Annotated in this window: 9 protein-coding genes; 4 read left to right on the top strand and 5 right to left on the bottom strand. The window is 66.3% G+C overall.

All coding sequences use genetic code 11. From position 1 onward, the window contains the following. The first annotated feature begins 662 nt into the window (after positions 1-662). On the top strand, positions 663-1229 hold the full coding sequence (locus tag ACWFRJ_RS44445; RefSeq protein ID WP_453544791.1) for a hypothetical protein: 567 nt from the start codon (positions 663-665) through the stop codon (positions 1227-1229). A 25-nt stretch (positions 1230-1254) separates the two neighbouring features. Here the strand turns inward: ACWFRJ_RS44445 and ACWFRJ_RS44440 are convergent, their stop codons facing one another. The 4 genes from ACWFRJ_RS44440 to ACWFRJ_RS44425 form a co-directional block, all read right to left on the bottom strand. Then, positions 1255-1569 (bottom strand): hypothetical protein, encoded by a 315-nt coding sequence (locus tag ACWFRJ_RS44440; protein ID WP_453544789.1) that lies wholly within the window; start codon positions 1567-1569, stop codon positions 1255-1257. A gap of 27 nt (positions 1570-1596) precedes the next feature. Next, positions 1597-3123: an ATP-dependent nuclease gene (locus ACWFRJ_RS44435; protein WP_453544787.1), complete on the bottom strand. Its 1527-nt coding sequence runs from the start codon at positions 3121-3123 to the stop codon at positions 1597-1599. After that, entirely contained in the window at positions 3120-3629 is a 510-nt protein-coding gene (locus ACWFRJ_RS44430) for a hypothetical protein (RefSeq protein ID WP_453544786.1), read from the bottom strand. The genes ACWFRJ_RS44435 and ACWFRJ_RS44430 overlap by 4 nt, the downstream gene beginning before the upstream one ends. Positions 3630-3943: 314 nt before the next feature. After that, positions 3944-6727 (bottom strand): hypothetical protein, encoded by a 2784-nt coding sequence (locus ACWFRJ_RS44425; protein WP_453544784.1) that lies wholly within the window; start codon positions 6725-6727, stop codon positions 3944-3946. Positions 6728-7216: 489 nt separating this feature from the next. Between ACWFRJ_RS44425 and ACWFRJ_RS44420 the strand changes: the two genes are divergently transcribed. Beyond that, a complete protein-coding gene (locus ACWFRJ_RS44420; RefSeq protein ID WP_453544782.1) occupies positions 7217-7756 on the top strand; it encodes a hypothetical protein in 540 nt (179 codons plus the stop codon). A gap of 118 nt (positions 7757-7874) precedes the next feature. Here the strand turns inward: ACWFRJ_RS44420 and ACWFRJ_RS44415 are convergent, their stop codons facing one another. Then, the gene (locus ACWFRJ_RS44415) at positions 7875-8432 is read right to left on the bottom strand and encodes a TetR/AcrR family transcriptional regulator (RefSeq protein ID WP_453544780.1); all 558 of its coding nucleotides are present in this window, start codon (positions 8430-8432) and stop codon (positions 7875-7877) included. 72 nt (positions 8433-8504) lie between these two features. Here ACWFRJ_RS44415 and ACWFRJ_RS44410 point away from each other — a divergent pair, with 72 nt between their 5' ends. After that, positions 8505-9662, top strand: coding sequence for an FAD-dependent monooxygenase (locus tag ACWFRJ_RS44410; RefSeq protein WP_453544778.1), 1158 nt, complete (start codon positions 8505-8507; stop codon positions 9660-9662). Positions 9663-9763: 101 nt separating this feature from the next. Beyond that, positions 9764-10572 (top strand): IS5 family transposase gene (locus ACWFRJ_RS44405; protein WP_453544776.1). Its coding sequence is split into 2 segments (ribosomal slippage): positions 9764-10103 and positions 10103-10572, totalling 810 coding nucleotides; the frame shifts between segments, so codons are not numbered across the junction. The last annotated feature ends 88 nt before the right edge of the window (positions 10573-10660 follow it).

Below are 10660 nucleotides of genomic sequence, written 5' to 3'. Positions count from 1 at the left end.
AAAGGTCTTGGACACCGGACTGATCACCTAGCTGTGCCGGTTCTTTACATCGGTTCTCTGCGAGTTGACTCCGCGCGCCGTTAAGAGCGCCATTTGCCCAAGCATCGTGAGGACTGCCTCCTCAGCGTGCTTGAGCGGCTCCGAGTTTTAGGCACCCACATCGATCGTTCTCCGCTACCCAAGTTCGAAGGCGAACCACTCCCTCGGGCAGGCGCCGCCAGCGGGACGAAAGCCACGCCCCTCGTTGGGCGGCTCAGATAGCTGGCGTGGTGATCAGCTCCGTGCGAGCGCGCTCGATGTAAGTCGGGCGAGCACCGTGAGAGGGGGGAGGCCTCGGTGACTGCCCAGCGTCCAGGAACCTCCTCAATTGCCCAGGTAACGCCGCGTTTTGAGGGCGAGAGGGTCAGCTGCACGGCGGGGCCTATCCGGCGGCTGATCGCGGGTATGCGGATGCCGTCCTCCCCCGCCCGGGCCGCGGCCTGCGCCGGTCTGCTGACCAGGATGCGGAGGCCGTAACGGCTGCACTCTCGCCGGACGTCGGGCACTTGGGTCATGCTGGAGTTCCCCAAGTCCGATACTGGCGTGTTGGATCGCAAGGGCGGCCCCGAATCTTTGGCGAGACGGAGGGGGAGTCCTCGCTTATGGCGGAGGCAGGGGGAGCCATGAATAGTGCGGTGATTGCCCTGGTTGTCGCGGTGTGCGGCGTGATCGGTACGCTCCTCGCTCCGGTCCTCACCCAGCGTTCTCAAGCGAAAGCGCTGGAAGCGGACTTCGAGAGGCACCAGCAAGTGGAGCGTGCCCAATGGCGTCGCGAGCAGGAGCGCGCGGCCTTAGAGCAAAGGCGCGCCTGCTACGTGAACACGAACGCTGCCTTCCGCAGGTATCGGGTTCAGCTGATGAACATCCTCTACTTCGTTCACCATGGCCAAGTAGACGAAGCAGCCAGCCAGGAACTAGAGGCAGCGCGGCAAGCGCACCATCTGGCCTTCGCCGAAGCCCAGATGGTTGCTTCCGGCTCGGTGCTGGGCCATCTGGATGAGCTGGCCATTGCCCTCGGGGCTGGCTACCGCAAGACGAAGAATCTGGAAGAGGGCCACCCAGAACCAGACGGATCTTTCGAAGAGGTCGAGGCCTACCTGAACTGGCTCTGGGAGCGCTGGGACGCCATGCGCGCTGATCTAGGTATCAGCGACGAACCTCGCACGCCTCCATCGGGTAACTCCCCGTGAGAGCGCGATGTCCCCGGAGGGCTCTTCATCGGTGGAAGTGGTTGCGTTTGATGACGGCCTTGCGGATGTTGACGACCGTCCCGCCGGCGCCGCGGGTGGAGCCGAAGACGATGGCGGCGACGTAGCCGCCGAAGATGACCCCAGCGAGAACCATGAGCTGGTGGACGAGCGAGCGCGGCGAGCACAACAGAGCAGCGCCGCACGGTGAACGCGAGATCTGGGTCAGGTCAGTCTTGCTCAGCTCGCCGACCAAGCCGGCATAGATCAGGACGGCGTGGTTTCGGTCCCCCGGTTCGCTCCCGCCAGTTGAAACAGGCGCAGCCCGAGCGCCCGCGAGCACCCAGCACTCCGTCCTGGGTCCCGATGGCTACGCCAGGCCTTTGTTGATGGCGGCGAACAGCTTCTGCCATGCCGCCTGTTCGTCGGCCGTCAAGTCGCTCCAGCCATGGTCGGTCAGCCAGCGCAGGAACTCCTTGGTGAGCTTCCACTTCGAGAAGTTTGAGATCTCGGCCTTGAAGATGTCGGCGACGTGGCGCTTGGGCTGGGCGGCCTCAGTCGCGCGGATGTCCCAGCCGAGTCGGTCGAGAGCGACTCGTACCAGGGTGGCGCGTAGAAGATCCTCGATCTCTGGGCCGGGAACGGAGCCGGTGTAGTAGTCCTTGGCGCGCAGGATCTGGTTGTTCTTCAGCAGGCGGACCAGGTCGTCCTGGGCGGCTGCCTTCTCGCCGGCCGCGTCGGAGTCGAGCAGAGCACTGACCTTCAGCTTCTGGCTGTGCAGCAGGGTGCAGTAGTAGATGACCTTGCTGGAGCTGCCCGCGGGCACAATGGCGATGGTGTCGCGCATCGTGGGCAGGCCGGCTTCACGCATGGCGCCGGCGAGGCCCTCGAGGAACCACATGTCTGTCAGGCCCTCGGTGACGAGGTTGCGGCGCTGGCTGAACATACTCTGCGCGAGGTCGTAACCGAGTGCGGTCTGAAGTGGGAAGACCGAGCGGGGATCGTCCGACACCAGCTGGGTGTGGATCTTCGTGCCCGTGGTCCGGTCGACCATCTCCACCAGGCGCACACGGTGGAGCTCTTCGGGGCCGACCATGAAGGGCGAGTGAGTGGTGTAGAGGATCTGGTTGTCCTCGGCCAGCATCTCCACGGTTCTGCGAAACTCCCGCTGCTTGAGCGGGTGCAGGTGCAGGCCGGGTTCGTCCAGGAGCAGGATGGCGTTGTTCAGCTGGTCCTTCGCCTGGGCGCGGAAGACCACGAAGAAGCTGACCAGCCAGCGGAAGCCTTCGCTGCGCTGGTCGAGTTCGACTTCGACTCCAAGGTCGTCGACGACGACCACCTTGAGGTACTGACCGTCCACGACCAGGCGGAGTTGCAGGTCTTCGTCGCCCCAGACGTTGCTGATCAGCTGGGTGATCAGGACGCTCGCCGCGTTCAGTTTGTACTGGCGGGCGTCGTGCTGGGCCTGCCACGCCTTCTCGGCTTCCTGGTAGGCCGCCATCTCGTTCCGATCCTGCCGGTTCGCCGGAAGGACGGGGGCCTGGTTGTCCATCTGTGAGAGTTCGGCGGCGGTGAATCCCAGCAGATCGAGCAGACACAGGTTCCCGAAATCGTATTCCTGGTCCACGTCGCCCGCAGCCTGTCGATGCGCGAGGTTCGCCAGATGGATGCGGGGGCGCACGGTGAAGTACTGGGAGTAGTACACGAACACCGGGATCCGTGATTCCAGGGCGCCCCGTGCCTGCTGGTAGATGGAGTGGCGACGGGCTGCGGCGCGGAGCCGGTCGAACTGGGCATCGGCCTGCTTGTTGTCCTCATCGATGTGAGGCAGGGCCCGTTCGAGCCAATGATCCAGCTCGTTGGCTCGCGTGCCGACCAGAAAGGTGGTGTCACTCATGGCCGCCAGTAGCTGATCGAATTCGTCGGCCGCCTGCTGGCCTTCCTCCCCCGCCCTTTGACATGGGCCTTGAGGCGCGCGGCGTCCTTGCTGACGTCTTTCCACTGTGCCGTCCGACTGACGCCGGGCAGTGACCAGTTGCGGCTGTTGTCGAGGTATCGGGTCAGCACGAGGGTCTTGGCGTCGGCGAAGACCTCGGCGTCAATCTCGTGGAGTACTGCGATGTCGTCGTCGTCCAGGGTGAACGTCGCCTGCGCAATCGGAACGTCGCCGACATCCCTGTCGCCCCGGTCGAGCTCGGTGTACCGCGACCTCGGATAGTCCCGCAGGGCGTCCAGACCAGCGTTCTGGCCGGGCGGCGGATTCACCTGCTGCAGCGACCGAAGCACCGCTGTCTTCCCTGCCTCATTGGCCCCGACCACGATGGTCTTATCCAGTTCTACCTCGAACTCCGTCGAATCGATCACTGAGCGGTAGTTCGTCACTTGCGCCGCGCTGAGCCTCATTCGTCCCCCTTCTCTGTGCTCACGGTACGCCGTGGTCACACGAGCCGCCCCGGACTTTCCAAGCGCGGTCCGGCACAACGGATGAGCCTGTCCAGCGGCTGAACAAGACATCATCGACTGGCTCGAACACGTGATCACCCACACCCGGAAGTGCATGAGGACCCCGGCCTCGGCTGGGGTCCTCACCTGGTGCGACACCTGGGCCGCCGTGGGGCCGGGCGGGTGATCGCCGAGCCTCTGGCGTGTAGACGTCCCCGACGGATACGGGCACGTGGGCTGCGCCACGGGGTCGGTGATCCGGTGTGGTTGGTGAGCTAGGAGCCGGGGTCGGCCTGGTGGAGGAGGCACGCTCCGCGGCGGGGTGCGGGGATGTGGCCGTTGGTGGTGGGTCCCAGGGGTAGTGACCAGGCCTTGCGGATGTCGTCGATGAGAGTGCGGGCGCTGTGGGGCGATATCCCAAGTTCGAGGCGCGCGTCGGCCAGGCGTTCGGGTTCTCCGGCCCGGCCTCTCTCTGTAGCCCGTCTAGTGCGGTGATCAAGCCTCTTGGCGCTGAAGATGTCGAGGAGGCTGAGGGAGAAGTAGGCGTAGGCGGCCGCTTCGTCGATGAGTTGGCGTGCCGCGGCGGCGAGTTCTCCGTCGGCAATGGGGCCCGGCCGGTCGCTGGCGGCGTAGAAGGCGAAGTGCTCCAGGGCGTGCCGCAGGGCTGCTTCGTTGCAGGAGCAGGGGGCGTGCAGGTAGCCGCAGAGAGTGCGGAAGGCGGTGAGGATCCCGCTGGTACTGCGGGTCCATTCGTGCTTGCTCAGCAGCGTCCTGAACCCGGCCAGGGTTTCGGAGAGCTCCTCCAGGATGAGCTCACGGGAAATGTCGCTGAGTTCGTGCGATCGGGTCTTGGCCTGCATCTCCTCGATCTGCAGGCCGTAGCGCAGCAAGTCGCGCAGTATGCCGCCGGACAGGGCATGGGCAAGTAGTGCGTAGGGGGCGGTGAGGGTTTCGGAGCGTTTGACGAGGATGGTGCGGGCTTCTTTGAGCGTGCTGGGGGGCACGTGGATGACGTCGTCCAGGGAGCTGTCGGTGACGTCCCGGTGCGGGAGGCCGCGGCGTACGAACGCGGCCCCGACATCTTCGGCCACGGAGATCAGGTAGTAGACGCGGCGGACGCCGAGGATCGCCTTGATCTCGCTGAGGAACGCCAGGGCCTGAGTGTCGGAGCCAAGACGGTCTACCTCGTCGATGGCGATGAGGACGACCTGGTTCTGGCGGGCCTTGTCGGCAGCGATCTGGGCGAGCAGGTCGCGGAAGTCTTGGACCAGTCCCGGGAAGTTCGGCGGGAGGGTGGAGACAGACGTGGCATGGGAGCCGCCCAGGTTCAAGGCGCTGTTGGAGAGCGTGTTGGTGGTCATCTGGACGGTCTGGAGCCGGTAGAGGTGGTTGCGGCAGCGGGTCACGAGTGCGGGCTCCGCCCGGCGTGGTCGCCAGTCGCCGGCCCGGGCCAGCATGAGGCCGGCGACCACGCCCGCGAGCCTCGGCGGGTTCTCGGGGTCCGCGAGGATCGCGTAGGTCTGCGGCATCTTGACCAGGGTGTACAGCAGGTACCCGCCCACGAAGGTGGCTGCAGGCCGGAAGATGTCCTCCGGGGAGATCTCCCACCCGCTGCCCAGGGGAAGCACAAAGCCGGGCTCCCCCGTTCTGCGGCACAGCCACCACAGGGCCGTCAGCACAATGATGTTGCCGGTGGTGTCGGGCGGGAGGTTTTCCACCTGCTCAAGGAGTCGGGCGTCGTACGCGATGCTGCCTACAGAGGCCGCAGCCACAACGAGACCCAGCGGCGCGCTACCCGCCGCCCAAATCCTCCCTAGGGCTTGCGGCAGCCACGGGTTGTAGCGCGCCTTCCACCAGGCAATTCCGATGAGGACGACGATGACGCTCGCAACGATCGCGTGCCCCTGCCAGATGTCCCGAACCCAGCGCTGCGCCTCATCCGCGTAGCTCTGGGCATGATCGGACGCCGAGGCGGCGTACTGCTCATACAGGGAGCGGACGGACGCCGACAGCCCCAGCACGATCAGGACGGCAGCCGGCGCCGCGAAGGCGCTCCAGCGGGCCAGTTGTCTGATCCGTGCACGGGTTCGGCGCAGGATCCGGTGGAACGGCGAGAGGCGGGTGAACTCCGGTACCTCGTAGCCCTCGTGGCGTACGTACTCCTCGCACAGGCGCACGGAGAGCGACAGCAGAAAGTCGTGCGGAGCGTAGGTGGCTGGGGCCTGGACGATCACCCCGAAGTCGGCTTCCTTCACGCACTCTTCCAAGAGCGTTGACTTGCCAGCCCCGCGCGGACCACAGACGGCGAGGGTGCCCTCCTCGATCTGTGCGAGCTTGCGCTTCAACCGCCACATGGCCTCATTGCTGACGACGTAGCCGGGTGCCCGCGGCGCTCGCAGACCTCTGGAACTGTGCGGGATGAAGACGGAGTCGGGATCGTCGCCCAGGAGGTGACGCACCATCTGCTCGACGGCTGGTTTCGTACCCTCTTCAAGCAGCACCTCGCCCCAGCCCACGGCAGTGATTCCATACCTGATCCGTGCGGCCGCCCAGGCGATGGCATAGACCGCTGCGATAAGACAGTGGCGCAGGTTGAACCACACGGCCGACCCACACCAGAAGAGAACGAACACCGTGAACGTGGTCAGCACGACTGCGATGGCCAGCGCCTTGAGCCCGCCCGCGATCAGAACCACCAGGCCGGTAGCCGCGATGAGGAGGCAGACAATCCACCAGTTCCATTCGGATTCATCCGCTGTGGTCTGGAATTTCTCCCCGACCTCTTCCAGGTCCGCGTGCGCCGCTTCATATTCCGCAGTGCTCAGCCCGTCACACATGTTGAAGGCTGCGTTGCGGCACCACGGCTGGCGCATCTGCTGATAGACCGCGTCGCGGGTCACCCCCGGCCGCTTCCCCAGCAGCCTCGCCGTCTTGGGACTGTCCACCGCGACCTTCAGGCAGCGGTCGTAGATGAGGTTCCTGCCTGGTTTCAGGAAATGCTCCGCCAGCCTCCACCAAGGCGCCGACGCCGGCCAGGCCCAACCCCGCAACGGCAGCATCGATCGCCCCTCCCCCGAGTGATAGAACCTGCGGATGCTACCCCTGTCCGACCAGGAAGCGAATGGCGTCCGCCGGAATCAGCCTCCCCTGCGGTACCAAGTCCGCACTGCCCAGCACCGCCGTCTGGATTTGCCGCCTGTCGTCCGGCAAGAAATCCCCACACCTCGACCCCAACTCATCCTGCCAGCAGTGCAATTGGCGCTCAGACCACAGCGCACGGCGCGAGCTGATCCACGAGCGCAGGGAACGCCACAGCGAGAAGTACCATCTCCGGGCGCGGCGGTTCCTCCGGCTCACGCGGTGCTGGCAAGGCAGCACGCCGACCCCGGACCCTAGCGGGCCCGCAGGTACACGGCGGCCTCCTCCGCGACGGCCACCGGCCTTTTCGGATTAGGGAATGTCCATCACTCGTCGTACCGGCATGGGAGTCCTAAAATGCTTGCGATCTTGCGTGGGTGGCCGACCCGCGCATGGGGCGGGGGTGGGGCGTGAACAGTGAGACTCTGCTCGGTCTGGTTGCGGCGGGATCCGCACTGATCGGTGCGTTCATTGGTGCAGCCGGCGCGGTGCTCGCTGCGCGCTATGGAATGCAGGGGGCGCGCTACCAAGCCGACGCTCAGGCGGCATACCAACATGAGCAGTGGCTTCGCCAGCTCCTTCAGAGCGACTGCGCCACGTACTTGACCGCAACGGAGGCGATCTTCAATCCCATCTTCGAGGCTCTTATCCACTGGCGCGAAGGAGACAGGGACGCCGCGTACGTGTGCTTCGGCCGTGTCGATGTCGAGGGTTCTCGAAAAGCCGCAAACGTACTCCAGGTGGAAGCACCAGAAGCGGTCTGGGAAGCCGCTCACGCACTGATCCAGCATGCCCATCGCCCCGTGAAGATGCTGGAGGACTCCATCGCGGGAACTCACGGCGACCCAACTGTTGAGCTACCGAGCCCTGAGGGGTACCAGGACGAGTACCAGAATCGCTGGAGCGTGTTCACCGGCGAATGCCGCAAGTCGCTTCACACCAAACCGTAACGCTCGGTCCTGAGGGAACGTTTCGCTCCCTAACTGTTCGTTTCGGAATGAGGTTCGTAGGCGGCGGAGACAGCTGAGGCTGCCGGCTGGTTCGAGCGGGGCCATCGACGCCTGGAGCCTAACGCAGCCCGGCGGCGACCAGTCCTTCGAGGGCCTCGCGCTGCACTTCGCCGCCGTTCACCAGTCGGTCGAAGACCAGTCCGTCGATGCAGGTCAGCAGAGTGTGAGTGCGGTTCTCGACGTCGGTCACACCGTGCTTGGCGAGGAACAGCCGGACGGCCTCGCGGCCGGCGTTCTCGCGGGGCACGAGGATCTCGCGCAGCTCATCGTCGCGCACACTCTCGATGGCGCAAGCATGGCGGGCGAGCGAGCGCCGGCGGCCCTCGCCCGTGAGTCGCTGCCGGGTGAGCGTCACCATGCCGTCCACCAGTTCCTCGACGGTACGCAGCGGTGGAAGCTCGTCGGCCGTCGCTTGAAGTTCCGCCTGGTCGAGTTGGACCAGGCGGGCGACCAGTCCGGTCAGCAGCGCGGCGCGGGTGCGGAAGTAGGCCGAGGTGGTGCCGGGCGGCATGGCTGCTCTGCGGTCGACCGCGCGGTGGGTCAGGCCGCGCATCCCTTCGTCGGCGAGGACGTCGAGAGCTGCGTCTGCAAGGAGGGTGCGCCGTTCCGAAACCATGCCCCCTTTCTACACCCGTAGAGACTCAGGTTAGAGTCGATTTCTACATGTGTAGAAGAAGGGGGCTCCGGCATGGGGAACACAGCAGTGGTGGTCGGAGGGGGCATAGGCGGGCTAGCCGCCGCAATCGGCCTGCACCGCATCGGATGGGACGTGACGGTCCTCGAGCGTTCGTCCATGATCGAGGACGCGGGGGCAGGAATTTCACTGGCCGCCAACGGCCTGCGGGCACTGGACGAACTCGGCGTCGGCGGGGCGGTTCGGGACGCGTCGCAAGGCCAGTACAGCGGCGGCACCCGGACGCCCCGGGGCGGCTGGCTGGCCCGGATGGACGGCTCGGCACTGGAGAAGGCGGTGGGCGCGCCGATCATGGGCATCCCCCGTTCCACCCTGCACCGACTGCTGCGCGAGGGCTTGCCCGCCGGGTCACTGGCGATCGGCTCCGAGGCGGCAACGGTCGAGCAGGTCGGCCCGGGGACAGTTCACGTCGGCTGCAGCGCCACGGCCCTGGAGGCCGATCTGGTAGTGGCGGCCGATGGTATCGGCAGCACAGTCCGCGGCCAGCTCTTCCCAGACCATCCCGGCCCGGTCCACAGCGGCTCGACGGTGCTGCGCGCGATCACCGAGCACGCGGTCGATCTGCGTACCGACTTCGAGCTGACCTGGGGCCGAGGCGCGGAGTTCGGACACATCGCTTTCCTGGACGGGAGGGCCGAGTGGCACGCCGTCCTCAGCCTCCCCGCCGGAACGCGGTTCGCCGACCCACTGACCGAACTGCGCCGACGGTTCCACACCTGGCACGGCCCGATCCCCGCTCTACTCGACGCGACCCGGCCCGAGGCCGTGTTGCATCACGAGGTGAACGAACTCCGCACGCCTCTGCCCTCATACGCGGTCGGGCGGATCGCGCTGCTTGGTGACGCGGCCCATGCGATGACCCCCAACCTCGGACAGGGCGCCTGCCAGGCACTGGAGGACGCGGTCACTCTGGCCGCTGCCCTCGGTGCCGAGTCCACCGTCGAGGCCGCGCTCGCCCGCTACGACGCTGAGCGCCGGCCGCGGAGCCAGGCCGTCGCAGGGGCCGCCCGGCAGGCCGGGAGAATGGGCCAGCAGCTGTCCCACCCGCTGGCCGTCGCCCTGCGGAACACGGCGATGCGACTGACACCGTCCCGCGTCGCGACACGTATGATCCTGCGTCACCATGCCTGGGTTCCGCCGTCGCTGAACTGAACTGATCTGGTTCGCGCCCGCCACCTCACTACCAGGCACTTTCTGGGCCAAGTCGAGTAGCCGGTCTTGCCGTTGGCGGTCACGGTGGGCAAGGTGTCCGGGTGCGTACTGATCTTGTTCCGGACGATCTGTGGGAACGTGTGGCCCCGCTGCTGCCACCCACTCCCGAACGACGCCGGCGCCACCCCGGGCGCCTGCGCGTTCCCGACCGAGCGGCACTCGCCGGCGTGGTGTACGTGCTGCGAACCGGTGTCGCCTGGCGCGACGTTCCGACGGAATCCGTGGGCTGCTCCGATGTGACAGCTTGGCGTCGGCTGCGGGACTGGACCGAGGCTGGTGTCTGGCCACGCCCGCACGCCGCGCTGCCGACCGAGCTTCGACGCGGGAGCCTGCTGGAGCTGGACGACTGTTCCGTGGACGGATCGCACATCCGGGCTCTCAAAGGGGGGATCTTGTCGGCCCCTCACCGGTCGACCGCGCCCGTCCCGGCTCCAAGCACCACTTGATCGTCGACCGCCAGGGAACCCCGCTCGCGGTTACGCTCACGGGCGGCAACCGACACGACGTCACCCAGCTCCTGCCGCTGTTGGACGCCATCCCAACGATTCGGGGGCTCCGGGGACGTCCCCGCCACAAACCCCGACGGTTGTATGCCGACCGGGGCTACGACTTCGACAAGTACCGCCTCTTGCTGTGGAAGCGCGGCATCAAGCCCATGATCGCCCGACGCAGCGTGGCCCACGGTTCTGGTTTGGGCAAAGTGCGCTGGGTGGTTGAGCGTGCCTTCGCCTGGTTACACCAGTTCAAACGACTACGCATCCGCTACGAACGACGCGCCGGCCTCCACCAGGGCCTGCTCGAACTGGCCTGCAGCCTCAAATGCCTCCGCCGCCTACGAACGTCATTCTGAAACGATCAGTTAGGCGCAGGCGAGTCGTTCGAGTTCCCCTACGCCTGGCCCGCGGAGTCAAGCAGCGAGTCCCAGATCGAGCATTCCC

This window comes from Streptomyces sp. NPDC055239 (assembly GCF_053606205.1).
The sequence above is the reverse complement of the archived record's forward strand: the minus strand, read 5'-3'. Positions and strand labels throughout refer to the sequence as shown.